Origin of the sequence: Streptomyces sp. ERV7, from assembly GCF_001653515.1 — a bacterium.
GTDB lineage: Bacteria > Actinomycetota > Actinomycetes > Streptomycetales > Streptomycetaceae > Streptomyces.
The window spans coordinates 1406835-1427559 of the sequence record NZ_LYOY01000029.1 but is presented as its reverse complement, the minus strand read 5'-3'; the positions used below and the strand labels follow the sequence as shown (position 1 = coordinate 1427559).

At 71.0% G+C, this 20725-nt stretch carries 7 protein-coding genes and 2 pseudogenes; 6 read left to right on the top strand and 3 right to left on the bottom strand.

Annotated features, from left to right (window positions below):
* Positions 1–34 precede the first annotated feature (34 nt).
* Positions 35–1162, bottom strand: coding sequence for an acyltransferase family protein (locus A8W25_RS12735; protein WP_158942495.1), 1128 nt, complete (start codon positions 1160–1162; stop codon positions 35–37).
* A gap of 282 nt (positions 1163–1444) precedes the next feature.
* On the opposite strand from A8W25_RS12735, the gene mfd reads away from it, so the two are divergent.
* The gene (gene mfd / locus A8W25_RS12730) at positions 1445–4987 is read left to right on the top strand and encodes a transcription-repair coupling factor (protein ID WP_067159930.1); all 3543 of its coding nucleotides are present in this window, start codon (positions 1445–1447) and stop codon (positions 4985–4987) included.
* Between the two features lie 95 nt (positions 4988–5082).
* Here mfd and A8W25_RS12725 read toward each other — a convergent pair whose 3' ends face one another.
* Positions 5083–5364 carry an antitoxin gene (locus tag A8W25_RS12725; protein WP_067159927.1) on the bottom strand — a complete coding sequence of 94 codons (282 nt, stop codon included), beginning with the start codon at positions 5362–5364 and terminating at the stop codon, positions 5083–5085.
* Between the two features lie 242 nt (positions 5365–5606).
* On the opposite strand from A8W25_RS12725, the gene A8W25_RS12720 reads away from it, so the two are divergent.
* On the top strand, positions 5607–6287 hold the full coding sequence (locus A8W25_RS12720; protein WP_067159924.1) for an HNH endonuclease family protein: 681 nt from the start codon (positions 5607–5609) through the stop codon (positions 6285–6287).
* Positions 6288–6319: 32 nt separating this feature from the next.
* Here the strand turns inward: A8W25_RS12720 and A8W25_RS12715 are convergent, their stop codons facing one another.
* Entirely contained in the window at positions 6320–7027 is a 708-nt protein-coding gene (locus tag A8W25_RS12715; protein ID WP_067159922.1) for a hypothetical protein, read from the bottom strand.
* A 742-nt stretch (positions 7028–7769) separates the two neighbouring features.
* Between A8W25_RS12715 and A8W25_RS35700 the strand changes: the two are divergent.
* From A8W25_RS35700 to A8W25_RS12695, 4 genes and pseudogenes are all read left to right on the top strand, one after another.
* Positions 7770–8489: pseudogene (locus A8W25_RS35700) on the top strand (HsdM family class I SAM-dependent methyltransferase); the annotation flags it as partial.
* Between the two features lie 164 nt (positions 8490–8653).
* Positions 8654–9082, top strand: a pseudogene (locus tag A8W25_RS12705) (serine/threonine protein kinase); the annotation flags it as partial.
* Between the two features lie 324 nt (positions 9083–9406).
* Complete coding sequence (locus A8W25_RS12700) at positions 9407–20221, top strand: LamG-like jellyroll fold domain-containing protein (RefSeq protein WP_067159919.1); 10815 nt, start codon at positions 9407–9409, stop codon at positions 20219–20221.
* Positions 20211–20702 (top strand): SUKH-3 domain-containing protein, encoded by a 492-nt coding sequence (locus A8W25_RS12695; protein ID WP_067159917.1) that lies wholly within the window; start codon positions 20211–20213, stop codon positions 20700–20702. Before A8W25_RS12700 ends, A8W25_RS12695 begins: the two co-directional genes overlap by 11 nt.
* Positions 20703–20725 lie beyond the last annotated feature (23 nt).

The following is a 20725-nucleotide window of genomic DNA, read 5'->3' as shown; positions in this document are numbered from 1 at the left end:
CGGGGCGGGTCCCGGACGGGTCCCGGCGCGGGCCTCAGAGCTTCCGCAGGCCCTGCTTGAGCTGCTTGCCGAGCGGGCGCTCCACATACCGGTGCACCAGCCAGGACACCGCCAGCATCAGCGCGATCACGCCGCTGACCAGCGGGACGGGCTTCACCTGCGGGGAGAGGGCGCCGATGATCTCCCAGCCGATGTACTCGTGCAGGAGGTAGAGCGGATACGTCAGCGCGCCCGCGTACGGCAGCCAGCGCCACTGGATCCAGGACAGCTTCCCGGTGGCGACCAGACCCATCACCGCGAAGCACGCCGCCATGACCGCCACGACCGGCCAGTACGGCATCGGGTGGCTGAGGCGCTCCCCGGCGTGCTCCCAGGTGCGGTGGGCGGAGGGCAGCGAGGCGGCCAGGCAGAACAGGACGATGCCCCAGAGCATCAGGTTCGGCCGGAACCGGTACATCAGATAGAACGCGACACCCGCGATGAAGCACCAGCTGTTGTCCGGCATGACGATCATCCGGATCGTGCTGTCGTCCGACTGGTAGGCGAGCGCGCTGGCCACCGCCCAGGCGCAGCAGAAGAAGAGGACGCGGCGGTAGGTCAGCCCGCGCCAGGCGACGACTGCGAACAGCAAATAGAACCGCAGTTCGGCGAAGAGGGTCCAGTAGACGCTGTCCACGCTCTCGACGCCCATCGGTTCCTGGAACATCGTGAGGTTGGTGACCACGTCCGCGAACGGGTGGCCCCTGAGCCCGCCCGGTACGGCCGTCACGACCAGGGTGGTGGCGATGACCGCGAACCAGTACGCGGGGTAGAGCCGCACCACGCGCGAGACGAAGAACGACTGGAGCGGTTTGCCCCAGCTGCTCATACAGATCACGAAGCCGCTGATGAGGAAGAAGAGCTGGACGCCGAGCCAGCCGTAGGCGGCCACCGGGTAAGTGGCTGGAAATCTCGCCCGGGAGTCGGATTCCGGCCATCGTCCGGTGAGCGCCATGTAGTGGAACATGACGACCGTGAGGGCCGCGAGGAGGCGCAGACCGTCGAGTGCGTAGATACGGCTCGGTCGGCTCCCCTCGGCGGTGGAGCCGGTCCGCTGCGGGATGCCGGTGCTCGTGAGCACCGGCTCGGGCTGAAGGAGCGCTGTCCGGGCCTGGTCGGGCATGTCGAGCGGGTTCCCCTCGGGCACAGATGTCAAAGCATGGTCTCGCGACGTCGCCGTCCTGCCAGGCGTTCGGCACGTCCGCCGGAGCCTATGGGGTTCCACAAGATTTGCAAAGGCTCACCCTTTGCTCAGGAATACCGCCGAAGGGGTGATCCTGGCCACGCGCGCCCCCTGGCTTGCTTCCCGCGCGGCTGTCACACCCACGCCGTAGGCTGGGAACCCCCGGCCCGTGCGACGTGTCGGGCGGTTCGCGTTGCCCTCTCCCCGGGATGGAAGCCCTTCATGAGCCTGCACGGTCTGCTGGACGCGGTGGTACGGGACCCGGCGCTCGCCGAAGCGGTCAAGGCCGCCGCCGACGGCCACCGGATGCACGTCGACCTGGTCGGCCCGCCCGCCGCGCGGCCCTTCGCGGTGGCCGCGCTGGCCCGCGAGAGCGGACGCCCGGTGCTCGCGGTGACCGCGACCGGGCGCGAGGCGGAGGACCTGGCGGCGGCGCTGCGCTCGCTGCTGCCTCCGGACGGGGTCGCCGAGTTCCCGTCCTGGGAGACGCTGCCGCACGAGCGCCTCTCGCCCCGCAGCGACACGGTGGGCCGCCGGCTCGCCGTGCTGCGCCGCCTGGTGCACCCCCGGGACGACGACCCGGCGGCGGGCCCGGTCAGCGTGGTGGTCGCGCCGATCCGTTCCGTCCTCCAGCCCCAGGTCAAGGGGCTCGGGGAGCTGGAGCCGGTGGCGCTGCGGAGCGGGCAGTCGGCGGATCTGAACGCGATCGTGGAGGGCCTGGCGGCGGCCGCGTACTCCCGGGTCGAACTGGTCGAGAAGCGCGGCGAGTTCGCGGTCAGGGGCGGCATCCTGGACGTTTTCCCGCCGACCGAGGAGCATCCGCTCCGGGTCGAGTTCTGGGGCGACGACGTCGAGGAGATCCGGTACTTCAAGATCGCCGACCAGCGCTCCCTCGAAGTCGCCGAGCACGGGCTGTGGGCGCCGCCCTGCCGCGAGCTGCTGCTCACCGACGACGTCCGTACGAGAGCCGCCGCGCTCGCCGAGCAGCACCCGGAGCTGGGCGAGCTGCTCGGCAAGATCGCGGAGGGCATCGCGGTCGAGGGCATGGAGTCGCTGGCGCCGGTCCTGGTCGACGAGATGGAGCTGCTGCTCGACGTGCTGCCCAAGGGTGCGATGGCGGTGGTCTGCGACCCCGAGCGGGTGCGCACCAGGGCGACCGACCTGGTGGCGACCAGCCAGGAGTTCCTCCAGGCCTCCTGGGCGGCCACGGCCGGGGGCGGCGACGCCCCGATCGACGTCGGCGCGGCCTCGCTGTGGGGCATCGCGGACGTCCGCGACCGGGCCCGCGAGCTCGGCATGATGTGGTGGTCCGTCTCGCCGTTCGCGGCCGACGACACCGACCTCGACGATGAGACCCTCAAGCTCGGGATGCACGCGCCGGAGACCTACCGGGGCGACACCCAGCGGGCGCTCGCGGACACCAAGCAGTGGCTCGCGGACGGCTGGCGCGCGGTCTATGTGACCGAGGCCCACGGCCCGGCGTCCCGGACCGTGGAGGTCCTCGGCGGCGAGGGCATCGCCGCCCGCCTGGACGCGGATCTGGCTGAAATCAGCCCCTCGGTGGTCCATGTCGCCTGCGGCTCCGTCGAGTACGGCTTCGTGGACGCGGGCCTGCGGCTCGCGGTGCTCACCGAGACGGATCTGACCGGGCAGCGCACGGTCAGCAAGGACCTGGGCCGGATGCCGGCCCGGCGCCGCAAGACCATCGACCCGCTCACCCTCGAAGTGGGCGACTACATCGTGCACGAGCAGCACGGCGTCGGCCGCTATCTGGAGATGGTCCAGCGCACCGTCCAGGGCGCCACCCGCGAGTATCTGCTCGTCGAGTACGCGCCCGCCAAGCGCGGCCAGCCCGGCGACCGGCTCTACATCCCCACCGACCAGCTGGAGCAGGTCACCAAGTACGTCGGCGGCGAGGCCCCGACCCTGCACCGGCTCGGCGGCGCCGACTGGACCAAGACCAAGCAGAAGGCCAAGAAGGCGGTCAAGGAGATCGCCGCCGACCTCATCAAGCTGTACTCGGCGCGGATGGCCGCCCCCGGCCACGCCTTCGGCCCGGACACCCCCTGGCAGCGCGAACTGGAGGACGCCTTCCCGTACGCGGAGACGCCCGACCAGCTCTCCACCATCGCCGAGGTCAAGGAGGACATGGAGAAGACGGTCCCGATGGACCGGCTGATCTGCGGCGACGTCGGCTACGGCAAGACGGAGATCGCGGTCCGCGCCGCGTTCAAGGCGGTGCAGGACGGCAAGCAGGTCGCGGTCCTGGTGCCCACCACGCTCCTGGTCCAGCAGCACTTCGGTACCTTCTCCGAGCGCTACGGGCAGTTCCCCGTGGTCACCAGGGCGCTCTCGCGCTTCCAGACGGACACCGAGGCGAAGGCGACCCTGGAGGGGCTCAAGGACGGCGCCGTCGACATCGTCATCGGCACCCACCGCCTCTTCTCCTCCGAGACCAAGTTCAAGGACCTCGGCCTGGTCATCGTCGACGAGGAGCAGCGCTTCGGCGTCGAGCACAAGGAGCAGCTGAAGAAGCTGCGCGCCAACGTGGACGTACTGACCATGTCCGCGACCCCCATTCCCCGTACGTTGGAGATGGCAGTCACCGGCATCCGCGAGATGTCGACGATCACCACCCCGCCCGAGGAGCGCCACCCGGTGCTCACCTTCGTGGGGCCGTACGAGGAGAAGCAGATCGGCGCCGCGATCCGGCGCGAGCTGCTGCGCGAGGGCCAGGTCTTCTACATCCACAACCGGGTCGAGTCCATCGACCGGGCGGCGGCGCGGCTGCGCGAGATCGTCCCCGAGGCGCGCATCCAGACGGCGCACGGGCAGATGGGCGAGTCCCAGCTGGAGCAGGTCGTCGTCGACTTCTGGGAGAAGAAGTTCGACGTGCTCGTCTCGACCACGATCGTCGAGTCCGGCATCGACATCTCCAACGCCAACACGCTGATCGTCGAGCGCGGCGACAACTTCGGCCTCTCCCAGCTCCACCAGCTGCGCGGCCGCGTGGGCCGAGGCCGCGAGCGCGGCTACGCGTACTTCCTCTACCCGCCGGAGAAGCCGCTCACCGAGACCGCCCACGAGCGTCTGGCGACCATCGCCCAGCACACGGAGATGGGCGCGGGCATGTACGTGGCGATGAAGGACCTGGAGATCCGCGGCGCGGGCAACCTGCTCGGCGGCGAGCAGTCCGGCCACATCGCGGGCGTCGGCTTCGACCTGTATGTGCGCATGGTCGGCGAGGCCGTCGCGGACTACCGGGCGCAGCTGGAGGGCGGGGACGGGTCTTCGGGGGAGCAGGCGCCGCTGGAGGTCAAGATCGAGCTGCCGGTCGACGCGCACGTCCCGCACGACTACGCGCCGGGCGAGCGGCTGCGCCTCCAGGCCTACCGGGCGATCGCCTCGGCCAACTCCGAGGAGGACATCAGGGCGGTACGGGAGGAGCTCACCGACCGCTACGGCAAGCTGCCCGAGCCGGTCGAGAACCTGCTGCTCGTGGCCGGGCTGCGGATGCTTGCGCGGGCCTGCGGCGTCGGCGAGATCGTGCTCCAGGGCTCCAACATCCGCTTCGCGCCGGTGGAGCTGCGCGAGTCCCAGGAGCTGCGCCTGAAGCGGCTGTACCCGCGCACGGTGATCAAGGCGCCCACCCACCAGATCCTGGTGCCGCGCCCGACGACGGGCAAGATCGGCGGCAAGCCGGTGGTGGGCCGTGAACTGCTGGCGTGGACGGGGGAGTTCCTCACCACGATCCTGGGGTCGTGATCCCGGCCCGCTGAGAGCCGCCCGGCGGCAGGGGACGGGTGGGCCGCGCCCACCCGTCCTCCCACCGGCCCGTGGCCTGCGGCCCGCCGGGAAGCTCAGGCCGGGGGCTCCTCCTCCGGGTTCCGCGCGGAGGACGTCCGCTCGGGCGGGCTCTGTCCGTCCGCGCTCTGTCCGTCCGCGCTCTGTTCTGCCGGCCGCTGCTCGGCGGCGTCGGTGCCGAGGACGTCCCTCGCCTTCTCCTTCGCCTTGTCCTGCGCCTGGTCGACCTGGGAGGCGAACCGGCCGCCGGTCTTCTCGTCGATCTGGTCTCCGACGGTGTCGACCAGGTCCTCCGCCTTGTTCTGCGCCTGGTCCTTGAAACGGTCGAGGATCCCCATCCGCGGTCTCCTTCGTGGGGGAGGCAGGGCCGGTCACGACGCTACGCGCCACCGCCCCGTCGCGGGCGGCCCGCCGCCGGTGGAGAGGGGCACGGCCGGGTGCGGGCCCCGCGCCGCCGTGCGCGGGCGGCCGGGCCCGCCGCGGCTTTCCGCCTTCGAGCCCCTATGGCCGCCGGGTGGCCGGGTAGGACTCCATAGGATCGCGGGGTTCCGCCAACTTCCTTCGAGGACGGCCCGTTGTGATGCGTACGTACCGAATCGCCCTTCCCGCCGCCGCGCTCGCGGCCGCGCTCGCCCTCACCGGATGCTCCGACAGCAAGAGCGACGCCAAGAAGGCGAAGCCCGGCGCGCCCGCCGCGCAGGGGAGCGCCCTCGCCGGTGTCGACACCCTCACCGTGAAGGGCCGGGCCGCGAAGACCGGTTACTCGCGGGACCAGTTCGGCAAGGGCTGGACCGACACCGACGCCAACGGCTGCGCCACCCGCGAGGACATCCTCAAACGGGACCTCACGGACGTGAAGTTCAAGGGCAAGTGCGATGTCGCGTCCGGGACGCTGACCAAGGACGTCTACACCGGCGAGACCATCAAGTTCGTCCGGGGCGCGAGCAAGGTCGACATCGACCATGTGGTGGCCCTCTCGGACGCCTGGCAGAAGGGCGCCCAGCAGTGGGACAAGAAGAAGCGGGTGGCCTTCGCCAACGATCCGCTGAACCTGCTGGCCGTGGACGCGAGCGCCAACCGCCGCAAGAGCGACGGCGACGCGGCGACCTGGCTGCCCACGTTCGCGGCGGGCCGCTGTACGTATGTGGCGGACCAGGTGGCCGTCAAGAAGAAGTACGGGGTGTGGGTGACGGACGCCGAGAAGGAGGCGATGAAGAAGGTCCTCACCGAGTGCCCGCAGCAGAAGCTGCCCACGGGGTGAGGCCCGCCCGCTCCTCGTGGCAGGGCTGACGCTCAGCCCGTCTTCACCCAGTCCTGGCAGCCGCTGCTCTTGAAGTACGCGTCGCCGGCGCCGACCTTCACGATCGCCGTGCCCGTCACGTTCTCGTTGGCGGCGATCGCCTCGGTGCTGTGCGAGGCGTCCTTGGCCCGCTCCCAGTAGCACTGGTCGTCCTTGTTGCCGGTCGACTTGTAGGTGCCGGGCGCGATGTCGGCGCCCACCTTGAACATGCCCCCGTTGCCCTTGAGCGTCGCCTTGGGGGCGCCCTTCGCGGCCTTGGGGTCGACGAGGTGCCAGTCCTGGCAGTCGCTGCTCTTGAAGATCTTGTCGCTCGCCAGCACCGTGACGTAACTGGCGCCCGTCACATTGTCGTTGGCGAGGATCGCGTCGGTGCTGCCCGAGGCGTCCTTGGCCCGCTCCCAGTAGCAGCCGTCCTTGTTCCCGGTGCTGACATAGGTGCCGGGCCTGATGTCCGAGCCGACCTGGAAGCTGCCGTCGCCCAGGCCCTTCTCCTTCTTCTTCCCGTCCTTCGGGGTCTCGCCCGTCCCGCCCGCCTTCTCCGTCTTCTCGGGCGTCTCCTTGGTGGCCGCGGCGGTGGGGGACTTGTCGTCCGAGCCGCCGCCCGCGCCGACCGCGCCGCCGACGGCGACCACCAGGGCGACCGCGCCGACGCCGGTGAGGACCTTGTGGCGGGCGAACCAGTTGTGCTTCCGCTGAGACATGGCAGTGCCTTTCCGTCGGGCCCTGGGGCCGTGTGAACCGATGGGGCAATCACAACAGAGACTGTGAACCGAGTCAACATGGTTCACGGAAGTTGCGTGGTTCACGCTCGTGTATGGAGTGCTCAGGTGGTGATCGCTATGCTGGGAGGCACAACAGACGAGGGGAGTCGGGTCCGTGCCGGACAACGCAAGCGAGGTGACCGCCGCCGGGATCGCCCGGCTCGCCGGGGTGGGCCGGGCGGCCGTCAGCAACTGGCGCCGCCGCCACGCCGACTTCCCGAGGCCCGTCGGCGGCACCGAGACCAGCCCCTCCTTCGCGCTCCCCGAGGTCGAGCAGTGGCTGCGCGACCAGGGGAAACTCGCCGAGGTCCCGCTGCGCGAGCGCGTCTGGCAGCAGCTCTGCGGTCACCCCGCCGGAGCCGTGGCGGGCCTGGTCCACGCCGGCCGCGCGCTCCTTCTCGTACGGGACGACCCGGATGGGTGGCGCCGGCTCGCCGCGCTCTCCGACGCCGCGCTGGCGGAGCGGCTGCCGAAGGTGCTGGACGAGTCGGTTCACAGCGACGCTGTGAACACCCCCGCCCCGGGCCCGGCCGAGCTCGCCGTGTCCGTGCCGCTGCTGCGCGGGGTCGGGGAGCTCGCCGCCGAGCTGGGCGCCCGGCAGACCTTCGAGTTCCTGCTCGGCCGCCAGCTGGACGCCAACCCGCGCCAGTACACGCTCACCCCGCCCGGCCCCGCCGAGCTGATGGCCGCGCTCGCGCTGGCCTCGCAGGCGGCCTCGGTGCTCGACCCCGCGTGCGGCACCGGCACGCTGCTGCGGGCGGTCCCGCACGCGGAGGCGGTGTACGGACAGGACGCCGACCCGGAGCTGGCGGCGCTGGCCGGGCTGCGGCTCGCCCTGCACGGCCCCGCCGAGGTGCGCACCGCCGCCGCCGACTCGCTGCGCGCCGACGCCTTCCCCGCGCTCACCGTCGACGCGGTGCTCTGCCACCCGCCGTTCAACGAGCGCAACTGGGGCCATGACGAGCTCGCGTACGACTCCCGCTGGGAGTACGGCCTGCCCGCCCGCACCGAGTCCGAGCTGGCCTGGGTGCAGCACGCGCTGGCCCGGCTGCGCGAGGGCGGCACGGCCGTCCTGCTGATGCCCCCGGCCGCCGCCTCCCGCCGCTCGGGCCGCCGCATCCGCGCCGGGCTGCTGCGCCGGGGCGCCCTGCGGGCGGTGATCGCCCTGCCCGCGGGAGCCGCGCCCCCGTACGGCATCCCGCTCCATCTGTGGGTGCTGCGCAAGCCCGGCGCGGGCAGCCGCCCCGCACCCGAGCTGCTGCTCGTCGACGCGGCCGGGCTGTCCGGCGGCGACGGGGGCGGCCGCGACAAGCTGCCGTGGCAGACCGTGCGGAGCGCGGTCCTTCAGGCCTGGGCGCCCTTCGACCGGGACGGCACCGCCGAGGAGCGGCCCGGCGTCAGCCGAGCGGTCCCGGTCATCGAACTCCTCGACGACGACGTGGACCTGGCCCCCGCCCGGCATCTGCCGCCCCCGGCCGCGGCGGGCGGCGCCGACGCGCTCGAAGCCGTACGCGAGGAGCTCGGCGCGACCCTGCGGACCCCCGTCTCGCGCCCGAGCCGGCCCAGGCCGCCCAGCCCGATGTCGCGGGCGCCGTCGACGAGGCCAAGCGGCTGCTCGGGGAGGGGCGGATCACCCAGGCCGTGGACATCCTCGGCGCGATCCTGCCGGCCGCCGCGGCCCGGCACGGGGAGGGCTCCCCCGTCGTGCGGATCCTGCGCAAGCAGTACGCGGCGACGCTGATGGACGACGGCCAGTACCGCCGGGCGCTGCCCGAGCTGCGCCGGCTCGCCGAGGAGCGGGCCGCCGAGGCGGGCCCGGCCGACCCGCAGGCGCTGGCGTTCCGCCAGGACGCCGCGCTCTGCCTGGAGCAGCTCGGCGACGGCGCCGCCGCGCTCGCCGAGTACCGCGCGGTCCTGCCGTACTTCGAGAGCCCCTACGGCACCGGCGACCCGGCCCGCGCGGCCGAGGTCCGGCGGCGGGTCGACGAGCTGCTGCGTCTGCCGTCGATCGCGGGACGCGCTTGACCTTCGCCTCGCGATACCCAGTGGAGGAATGGCCCCGGACTTCTTCTGGCAAAAGTAGGGGAAAGCCCGAAACGGACAGTTGGAACAACCCATTCCACTTAAGCAATGGGTTGCTCAAGCGGCAGCCAAGAAGAGGTCTGCTGACTGTCATTTAGGTGCGCTTTACGGACAGGATCGGCGCGTTTCTGTCTTCGCGCCCTTCTGTGGCCGTCCTTTGGGAGTCGCCTCGTGCGTCCGCGTCCCTTCCGCCGTTCCCCGCGGCGGCCCTCGTTGTACCGCCGCCGTCAAAGACGCGTGGCACTGCTGCTGCTCACCAGCCTCGCACTGATGCTGACCACCCAGCAGGCCATGGCCGACGACGCCCATCTGGGCCGGATATCGCTGCCCAGCCTCAGCTCGATCACCGCCTGGTTCAAGGACCCGCACTGGGGCTCGCTGCCCAAGCAGCAGAGCGGCACCGCCGCCGGGCACGGCCACCACACCGGCGCCGCCGCCACCAAGGCGAACAAGGGCAAGGGCCACAAGCCGGGCAAGGGCCACGGCGAGCTCGACGCGTACCAGCCGTACGCGAAGGCCACCAAGGGCGGCAAGAGCCGCTCGGCCCAGGGCTTCAACTCCAAGACGAGCCGCCGCAATCCGGTCAAGTCCACCCGTACCGCCACGGTCTTCGACAACGCGGACGGCACCCTGACCCGGCAGCTCGCCATGACGCCGGTGAACTACAAGGACGAAGAGGGCAAATGGCAGCCCATCGACGTCGATGTGAGAGCCGGGCCGGACAAGCGCTGGCACGAGAAGGCCAACTCCCTCGACGTCGACTTCGCCGCCAAGGCCGCCGACCCGGCGCTCGCCTCCTTCGCCGCCGACGGCTCGCACGCCCTCAGCTACGGCCTCCAGGGCGCGGCCCCCGTCACCGGCACCGCACACGGCTCCCACGTCACCTACGCCAAGGTGCTTCCCGACACCGACCTGGAGCTCGCGCCCACCGCGACCGGGCTCAAGGAAGCGATCGTCCTGCACTCCGCGAAGGCCGGCAACAGCTGGACCTTCCCCCTCGACCTCAAGGGCCTGACGGCCGAGCAGGCCAAGGACGGCTCCATCGAGCTGGTGGACGCCGCCGGCAAGACCGTCGAGCGCATCCCTTCCGCGTACGCCTACGACGCGAAGGTCGATCCGCGCTCCGGTGACCCGGCCACCACCCACTCGGTGACCTACCAGCTGATCCGCCAGGGCGCCAGGACCGCCCTGAAGGTCACCCTGGACCCGCGCTGGCTGCACGACCGCGCCCGGGTCTTCCCGGTCACCGTCGACCCGACCGTCACCGACGGCTGGACCACCACCTACGCGGAGTCCGGCCTCCCCGCCGGCGACCACTCCTCCGAGCAGACGGTCAAGGTCGGGTCCTACGACTCCGGCCCGCACTCGGCGGCCTCGTACGTCAACCACTGGTACAACACCTGGGACGGCACGCACGCCACGGTCACCTCGGCGACCCTGCACCTCTTCGACACCTGGGCCTCCACCTGCACCCCGGAGCGCTTCGACGTCGCCCTGGTCACCCAGGCCTGGAAGCCCGACACGGTGACGAGCTACCCCGGCCCGTCCTACGGCTCCTCCATCGGCAACGCCACCCCGAGCGTCCCCAAGGCCTGCGCCAACACCGGCGCCGACCGGACCGTGGGCGACTGGGTGGACGTGCCGCTGGCCACCAGCGCGATCCAGGGCTGGTTCAACGGCACCACCGCCGACAACGGCCTCGCGGTCTACGCGGCGACCAACGACAACCTGCACTGGAAGCAGTTCGGCTCGTTCAACGACCCGGCGCTCGGCCCGTACATGTCGGTCACCTACACCGGCAACGCGGCCCCGCAGATCTACCAGCAGTACCCGAACAACAACGCCGTCGCGGACACCACCACGCCCCACCTGACCGCCTGGGCGGGCGACGACGTCACCACCACCCCGCAGTACGTCTTCCAGGTCTACGACAACACCAACACCAAGGTCGCCGACTCGGGCCTGATCGCCACCGGCGACTGGACGGTCCCGGCGGGCAAGCTCAAGTGGGGCCAGACGTACTACTGGACGGTCCAGGGGTACGACGGCTCGCTCTACACCCCGGCCGCCGACTGGTACGCGCTGCAGATCCAGGTGCCCCAGCCGGTGATCACCTCGGGGCTCTCGCAGAACAGCGGCGACCACGGCTTCGACGCGTCCAACGGCAACTACACCACCAGCGACACGGACGCCTCGATCTCCACCGTCGGCCCCAGCCTCGACGTGGTGCGCGACTACAACTCCCGTGACCCGCGCTGGACCGGCTCCTTCGGCGCCGGCTGGTCGTCGATCTTCGACACCCGCGCCACCGAGCAGTACAACGCCTCGGGCGCCGTCACCAGCGCGGTCATCTCCTACCCGAACGGCTCCCAGGTCGGGTACGGCAAGAACGGCGACGGCAGCTTCTCGTCCGGCTCCGGCCGCTTCTCCACCTTCAAGTCGGTCACCGGCGGCTACTCGCTGACCGACAAGGACGACACCGTCTACACCTTCACCCAGGCGCTCGGCTCCGGCGGCTACGGCCTCACCTCGGTGACCGACGCCAACGGCCGCGCCCTGACCCTCACCTGGTCCGGCGGCCGTGTCTCCAAGATGGCCTCGGCCGTCTCCGGGCGGGCCCTGAACGTCACCTGGTCCACGCCGTCGGGCGCGAGCGCCGCGCACGTGGCGACCGTCGTCACCGACCCGGTCGTCGCCGGCACCCCGTCCTCCGCGCTGACCTGGACCTACGGCTACACCGGCGACCAGCTCGTCTCGGTCTGCCCGCCGTCCTCCACCACCGCCTGCACCAAGTACACCTACACCGCGGGCTCCCAGTACCAGAACGCCTCGCTCGACCTCGACCCGCGCGCCATGTGGCCGCTGGGCGAGGCCTCGGGCACGGTCGCCAAGGACGCCGTCCTCGGCAACCAGAGCACCCTCAACGCCACGTACAAGAACGTCACGCTCGGCCAGGCGGGCCCGCCGAACGGCGGCACCGCCGCCGGCTTCAACGGCACCTCCTCCGCCGTGGCGCTCCCCAACAACACCGGCAACAACACCGACTCGGGCGCCCTGTCGCTCTGGTTCAAGACCTCGGCGGGCCCCGGCGTCCTCTACTCGTACGCCTCGCAGCCCATCGACGCGGGCAACGCGGCCGGGTACTACACGCCGTCGATCTACGTCGGCACGGACGGCAAGCTGAACGCCGAGTTCTGGTACAGCGGCGGCATCGCCCCGCTCACCACCTCCGCCTCGGTCGCCGACGGCAAGTGGCACCACGTGGTGCTCTCCGCCGCGGGCAACTCGCAGTCGCTGTTCCTCGACAACGCCAAGGTCGGCTCGCTGTCGGGCACCGTCTCCATCAAGAGCGGCACCGCCTTCGGCAAGAACCAGCCGTTCAACTACCTCGGCACCGGCTTCCTGGGCGGCAACTGGCCCGACCAGCCGCACCAGAGCAGCACCAGCAAGACCGGCTACGCCACCTACTTCAACGGCTCCATCGCGGGCGCCGCGTGGTACGACCGCCCGCTGGTCGCCGCCGACGTCAGCGCGCTCTACAACTACGGCACGCACGCCTCCAGCCTGCTGTCCTCCGTCACCCGCCCGTCCGGCAAGACGTACGCGGCGATGACCTACGACCCGGGCACCGCGGCGCTCACCCAGGTCACCGACGAGAACGGCGGTGTCTGGAAGCTCGGCGCCCCCACGGTCACCGGCTCCAGCCAGACCTACCGGGGCGCGGTCCTCGGCGGCGCTCCCGCCACGTACTTCCGCCTCGGTGAGGCGGCGGGCGCGGCGACCGCGGTCGACGAGACGCGCGGCGGCAACGGCACGTACAGCAATGTGACGCTGGGGGCCACCGGCCCGTTCAGCGACCAGAAGGCGGCGTCCTTCAACGGCACCAGCTCCTGGGTGCAGGTGCCGGACGTCCAGACCGGCAGCACCTCCGCCTCCGCCGAACTCTGGTTCAGCACCACGCGCGGCGGCGCGGTCCTGATGAACGCGCAGAACGGGCCGATCGGGGGCACGGTCGGCTCGACCACCCCGCAGCTGTGGATCGGCACCGACAACAAGCTGTACGGCGGCTTCTACACCACCTCCGGCTCCGTCCAGATGGGCACCGCCGGCACGGTCACCGACGGCAAGTGGCACCATGTGCTGCTCTCCGCCACGGGCAGCGGCCAGACGCTCTACCTGGACGGCACCCAGGCGGCCACCAGGACCGGCACGGCCGGGCTCACCACCGGCGGGCGCACCACCGACTACATCGGTGCCGCCACCACCGGCTCCGGCTGGGCCGGTCTGCCCTACCCGGCGACCGTGTACTTCAACGGCTCGCTCGCGGAGGTCGCCACCTACCGTTCGGCGCTCACCGCGCAGGACGCGGCCGCGCACTTCCAGGCCGCGAAGAACTCCACGGGCCTGCTGCCGGTGTCGACCGTCAAGGTCACGTCCCCGGCCAACGCCACCCTCACCTACCAGTACGACGTCAACCACAACAACCGGACGCTGACCGAGACCGACGGCCTCGGCAACACCACCAGCTTCGGCTACGACACCGGTGGCTACGAGCACACCGTCACCAACCCCAACGGGGCGACGACGGTCACCGGCCATGACGTCCGCGGCAACACGGTCTCCACGACCACCTGCCAGAACCAGGCCGCCAACGCCTGTTCCACGGAGTACTTCAGCTACTTCCCGGACGACACCACCGAGCAGCTCACCACCGCCGACCCGCGCAACGACATCCTGCTCACCCGGCGCGACGGCCGCTCGGCCTCCGCGACGGACAACACCTATCTGACGTCCTTCGGCTACGACAGCGCGGGCAACCAGACCACCATCACCGGTCCGGCCGTGGCGGGCTTCCCCAGCGGGCGCACCACCACGACCGTCTTCAGCGACGGCACCGCCACCTACCCGGCGGCGGACAGCGGCAACGTCCCCAAGGGCCTGCCGGTGCGCACGGTCAGCCCGGGCGGCGCGGTCAACTCCGTCGCCTACCTCAAGAGCGGCGACGTGGCCTCGACCACGGACGCGGCCGGTCTGGTCACCTCGTACACCTATGACGGTGTCGGCCAGGTCCTGAGCAAGAAGGTCGTCTCCGACACCTACCCGGCCGGTCTGACCACGACGTACACGTACGACGCGGACGGCCAGGTCGTGCAGGAGAAGGACCCGCAGCTCACCGACCGGGTCACCGGCGCGGTCCACGCGGCGGTCTCCACCACCGTCTTCGACGTCGACGGCAACATCACGTCGCAGTCGGTCGCGGACGGCAGCGGCGGCGACTACACCCGCACCGAGACGCAGACCTACGACGCGTACGACCACCTCGCCACCAAGAAGGACGCCAACGCCAACGCGGGCGCGTCCAACGGCAGCACGGTCACGTACACCTACGACAGCCAGGGCAACAAGACCAAGGAGGTCACCTCCTCGGGAACCGAGACCCGCTACACCTACGACGACAACGGTCAGCTGCTGACCCAGGGCGTCATGTACAGCGGCGACCCGGTCAACCCGCAGACGCCGACGCTGCTCACCGAGTCCTCCCGGGCCTACGACCCGGCGGGCCGGCTCGCCTCGGTCACCGACGCCATGGGCGCGACGACCTCGTACACCTACACCGACAACGGTCTGGCGGCGACGGTCACCAAGAAGAGCGCCGACGGCAACAGCTCGACGGTGCTGCAGTCCAACACCTACGACGCCGCCGGCAACGTGATCTCCACGGCCGCCGACAACGGTGAGACCGTCACGACCCACACGGTCGACGCGGCCTCGCGCAACACCTCCAGCACCGTCGACCCGACCGGTGTCGCCCGCGTCACCAGCGTGTCCTACACGCCGGACGACGAGATCGCCACCGAGAACAGCCACGACTCCTCGGGCTGGGACCGCACGGTCACCAACGCGTACGACGCGATGGGCAACAAGATCGCCGAGACGCTGTACGGCGACGCCGCCGGACACCCGAGCGGCTGGTGGAAGCTCGACCAGTCCTCCGGCTCGACCGTCACCGACGCCTCCGGCTCCGGCAACACCGCCGCCGCCACCGGCGTGACCTGGAACGGCTCATCGGCCACCTTCGCGGGCACCGCGGGCCAGCAGATCGCCACCAACGGCCCGGTGCTCGACACCGCCGCCTCCTACACGGTCTCCGCGTGGGTGAACATGGCGTCGCTGCCGACCCACAACGCCACGGTCGTCGCCCAGGCGGGCACCACCAACAGCGCGTTCATGCTCCAGTACAACTACGCGCACACCAACGCGCCGCTGTGGTCCATGGAGCAGACCAGCACCGACGCACCGGGGACCTCGTTCCCGGCCGCCTACTCGACGGCGAAGCCCGTCGCGGGCACCTGGACGCACGTCGTCGGCGTGTACAACGCCACCAACGGCGCGGTGCAGGTCTTCGTCAACGGCACGCTCTCCGGCAGCGCCACCAACAGCGCTCCCTGGAGCGCGCACGGGCCGCTGATGATCGGCGCCGCCAAGTACGGCGGCGGCGTGGTCGACGCGCTGCCCGGCGGGGTCTCGAACGTGCAGGTCTACCAGCGCGCGTTCTCCTCGGCCGATGTCACCTCGCTCTACGGCAAGGGACGCACCGGCGGCACCGCCGCCTCCTCGGACGAGCAGAAGACCACGTACACCTACGACAAGCGCGGTCTGCGCACGTCCATGACGGACGCCAACCAGAACACCACCACCTACGCCTACGACGAGGCCGGGAACCTGGCGGTCGCCACCGCCCCGGCGGTCCAGGCGGAGACGGACGGCACCAACCCGCTCACCGTGCGCCCCGTCACCACCAGCGGCTTCAACACCTTCGGTGAGGCCGTCGAGGAGCAGGGCCCGGGCGGCGACGTGACCACCACGGCCTACGACGCCAACGGCAACAAGGTCTCCCAGACCCTGCCGCAGTACACCCCGGCCGGGGGGTCCACCTCGGTCACCGCACCGGCCACCTGGACGTACGACGACGAGGGCAACCAGACGTCGTCGACCAGCCCGGGCGGGCGCACCACCAGCTACCTCTACGACCAGCTGGGCCGCGTCGCCCAGGTCACCAGGCCCGACGGCGCCACCGTGCACACCACGTACGACAACGCCGGCGACCCGCTCTCGGTGACCGACGGCACCGGTGCCACCACCCAGGCGACCTATGACTACCTGGGCCGCCAGCTCACCTCCACCACCCTGGAGCGGTTCCCGTCCACCCGGACGCTGACCAGCACCAACTCCTACGCGGTGACCACGGGCAACCCGTACGGCACCCACCTCTCGTCGTCGACGACGCCGGGCGGGGTGACCACCTCGTACGGCTACAACCGGGTGGGCGAGGCCACCTCCGCCACGGACGCGGCGGGCAACACCACCCGGCTCACCTACGACTTCGAGGGCAACCCCCAGAAGACGATCCTGCCGGACAACACCTGGACGGAGACGGACTACAACGCGGCCGGGCAGCCGACGTACAACAAGCAGTACGACGCCTCGGACACCCTGCTCGCCCAGTCCTCCATCGGCTATGACGCGGTGGGCAACGCGGTCACCACGACCGACGCCCTCGGCCACACCTCCCGCTTCACCTACGACGCGGCGGGCACGGTCACCCAGGAGATCCAGCCGGTCTCCGACACCGCGTCCATCACCACCAGCTTCGGCTACGACCAGGCGGGCCACCGCACCCGGTTCACCGACGGGCGGGGCAACTCCTGGCGCTACACCTACACACCGTGGGGCCAGCAGGAGAAGGTGATCGAGCCGTCCACCGCGCAGTACACCTCGGCGGCGGACACCACCAGCACCTTCAGCTATGACGCCGACGGCCGGATGGTCAAGGCCGTCAAGCCGGGCGGTACGTCGACGTCCCTGACGTACGACAAGAACGACCAGGTCCTGACCATGGACGGCCAGGGCGCGGACGCGGCGACCGCCACCCGCTCCTTCACCTACGACAAGTCGGGCCGGGTCCTGGCGGCCGACACCGCCGAGGCGGGCATCACCGGCAACACCGACCACCAGTCGGCCACCCACGAGGCGTTCGGCTACGACGACCGCGGCGACCTGCTCTCCGCGTCCGGCTCGGCCGGCTCCTCCAGCTTCACCTACAACTCCGACTCGTCTCCGCTGACCCGCACCGACGCGGCCGGCACGACGACGTACGGCTACGACACCGCGGGCCGGCTGTCCACCCTGGACGACGCGGCCACCGGCAACCGGCTGACCTACACGTACGGCAAGCTGAACGAGGTCTCCCAGGTCAAGTACGGCGCCACCGGCCAGACCCGCACCTACACCTACGACACCGCCCACCGGCTGACCGGCGACACCCTGATGCAGGGCGCCACCGGCCTCGCCTCCATCGGGTACGGCTACGACAAGAACGGCAACCTGACGTCGAAGACGACGACCGGGGTGCCGGGCGCGGCGAGCCACACCTACACCTACGACCACGCCAACCGCCTCAGCTCGTGGAACAACGGCTCCACGACGACCAACTACGCCTACGACGCCTCCGGGAACCGCACCCGGGTCGGCGCGGACGTCTACACCTATGACGCCCGCGACCAGCTGACCTCGGACGGCAACCACACCTACAGCTACTCGGCCCGGGGCACCATGACCCAGCAGGCCGGGTCGGACGGCACCGTCGCCTTCACCACCGACGCGTTCGGCGCCCAGATCACCGCGGGCACCCACGCGTACAACCTGGACGCGGCCGGGCGGAACATCACCGACACCGACACCGCGACCCAGGGCAGCCGCACCTTCCAGTACTCGGGCGCGAGCAACACCATCGCCTCCGACGGCAACTACACCTACACCTACGACCCGTCGGGCTCGCTGATCGGCGTCGGCAACGGCTCCTCCGGCAGCTCGCTGGCCCTCACCGACCAGCACGACGACGTCATCGGCACCTTCACGGCCGGCGCGACCGCGCTGTCCGGCTCGGCGAGCTACGACCCGCTGGGCAAGGGCATCGGCACCAACACCGTCCTCGGCCACCTCGGCTTCCAGTCCGGCTGGACCGAGCCCGGCTCGGGCGATGTGGGCACGGCCTCGCGCTGGTACAACCCGGCGACCGGCCAGTTCCGCAACAAGGACTCCATCTCGCTGAACCCGGTCCCGAACTCGGTGTCCGCGAACCCGTTCGCGTACGTCAACGACAACCCGCTCGCGGGTACGGACCAGTCCGGCAACTGCTCCTGGTACGACGTGGTGTGCGGCGCCAAGAAGGTGGCCCACAAGACCGCCGCGGTCGTCCACCAGGTCGTGGCGCCGGTCTACCACGCCGCCGTCCAGGTGGTGCACCAGGTCGTCCAGGTCGCCAAGCACGTGGCGAAGAAGGTCGTCCACCGGGTCCGTGACGTCTACCGCGCCACGGTGCGGGTGGTGCGCCGCGTCTACCACTACGCGGTACGCAAGGTGAAGCGCGTCTACCACGCGGCGGTGCATGCCGTACACACGGCGTACCACAAGGTCACCAAGACGGTGAAGCGCGTGGTCAAGGCGGTCAAGAAGACCGCCAAGGCGGCGGTCCACACCGTCGCCAAGGCGGCCCGCACGGCCTATCACGCCACCGTGAAGGCGGCGAAGACGACGGCCACGTTCGTGAAGCACCACGCGGCCGCGATCACCTCGTTCGTGGTCTCCACGGCGGTCTTCATGGGCTGTGAGGCGGTCACCGCGGGCGTCGGCTCCATCGGCTGCGCGGCGGTCGCCGGAGCGGTCGGCTCCCTGGTCACCCAGGGCTTCGCCTGCGCCCAGAAGGGCGGCGACGAATGCAGCCTCGGAGCCTTCGCGGGCTCCGCGGCGGAGGGCGCGGTGTCCGGCGCGCTGGGCGGCGTCCTCGGCAAGATCGGCGGCTCCCTGCTCGCCAAGGCGGCCCCCAAGGCGATGAAGGCCGTGGGCGGTCTGTTCGGGAAGGGCGCGGCGGCCGAGGAGACGGCGGCGCGGGATGCCACGGAGACGGCGGCGTCCAGGGCCCAGGCGGAAGGGGCGGGCTCGCGCAGCGAGTCCGGCATCGGCTGCAAGGTCCGGCCTCCGCACAGCTTCACCGGCAACACCAAGGTGCTGATGGCCAACGGCTCGACCAAGGCCATCGACAAGATCAAGGTCGGCGACACGGTGGCGAACGCGGCCCCCGGCGCCTCCGGCACCGAGTCGCACAAGGTGACGGCCGTCATCGTGACCGAGACGGACCACGACTTCGTCGACGTCACGATCAAGGCCACGAAGCGCGGTGCGGCGGTCAAGAAGGCGGTCCGCAGGGCGGCGCTGGGCCTCGCGGCCTCGGCGGCGGTCCTCGGCGCGCTGACGGCGACCCCGCAGAAGGCCCAGGCGGCGGAGGTGACCGCCAAGGGCGACCACCTCACCACCACGTTCCACCACCCGTTCTACGACGCCACGCAGTCGGCGTTCGTGGAGGCCAAGGACCTCCACGAGGGCGACGTCCTCCAGACCCCGACCGGCACGGCCGAGGTCACGGGCGTCCGCCTGTACCACGCGAACACGATCACGTACGACCTGACGGTCGACGGTCTCCACACGTACTACGTGGAGGCCGGGGACACGCCGGTTCTCGTCCACAACTGCAACATCGGGCAGGACGAGGCCCACGGCATCATCGACAAGATCACCGACCCGCTGAAGGCACACCGGCAGAAGGTGCTCTCCGACTACGCCAAGCGCGGTGTGGAGCCGCCCACCACGGTCTCCATCGCCTACGACCGGGCCGCCGCCGAAGGCAGCGAGATCATGGGCGTCGGCTTCCGGGGAGAGGCGGCCACCATGGGCGGCCGTCACGGTCTCGACCACGAGATCACCGAGCACATGCCGAAGGTCTCCAAGGAGGTCTGGCAGGATGTCGAGGGCTGCGCGGAGATCGGAGCCTGCGCGGGAGCGTTCGACGCCGGCGCCTCGGCACGGCCGAACCTCGCGTTCTTGACGGTGAACACAAGGTCGGGCGTACCGATGCCGTTCTGCAAGAACTGTGCGGCGACGTTCCACGATGCCGTGGACCTGTTCAAACACTTGAGGCCTGGCGATGCGTTCTGAGTCCGAAGAGCGGTACGAGGACGCGGCTCGCCGCGTCCTGCGGACCGCGGGGTGGGTGCCGGGCCGTGCGTCCGGCACCGCCCCGGCGGCCCAGCTGGTGGCCGACTACGGGCCGGCTCCCGAGGCGGCCCTGGCCTTCCTCGACGAGTTCGGCGGGCTGCGCCTGGTCTTCACGGACCCCCGGGACAGCGCGTCCGAGGACGACGTGGAGATCATCACCCCGCAGCTCGCCGGGTGGGTGACCACCTGGAGCCGGGCCGCGGGCGAGCCGGTGTACCCGGTGGGTGTGTTCTCCCGTCGCAACTGCGTCCTGCTCGTCGGCGAGAGCGGCGCCCTCTACGGGGCGTTCGACGCCGAGCTCGGCAGGCTGGGCGCCGACGCGCTGGAGGGGCTGGGTAGGCTCGTGCTCGATCCCCGCCCCCTGGAACCGCGGCTCCCGGTCCCGCCGGAGGTCCTGTTCCGCCGGGAGTTCCTTGAGTAGCGGCTGACGTACGTCAGCAGAAG

Excerpts from the sequence above, each read along its gene's own strand:
- mfd (WP_067159930.1), top strand. The coding sequence starts at position 1,445 with ATGAGCCTGCACGGTCTGCTGGACGCGGTGGTACGGGACCCGGCGCTC.
- A8W25_RS12720 (WP_067159924.1), top strand. The coding sequence starts at position 5,607 with ATGCGTACGTACCGAATCGCCCTTCCCGCCGCCGCGCTCGCGGCCGCG.
- A8W25_RS12695 (WP_067159917.1), top strand. The coding sequence starts at position 20,211 with ATGCGTTCTGAGTCCGAAGAGCGGTACGAGGACGCGGCTCGCCGCGTC.
- A8W25_RS12725 (WP_067159927.1), bottom strand. The coding sequence starts at position 5,364 with ATGGGGATCCTCGACCGTTTCAAGGACCAGGCGCAGAACAAGGCGGAG.
- A8W25_RS12735 (WP_158942495.1), bottom strand. The coding sequence starts at position 1,162 with ATGCCCGACCAGGCCCGGACAGCGCTCCTTCAGCCCGAGCCGGTGCTC.
- A8W25_RS12715 (WP_067159922.1), bottom strand. The coding sequence starts at position 7,027 with ATGTCTCAGCGGAAGCACAACTGGTTCGCCCGCCACAAGGTCCTCACC.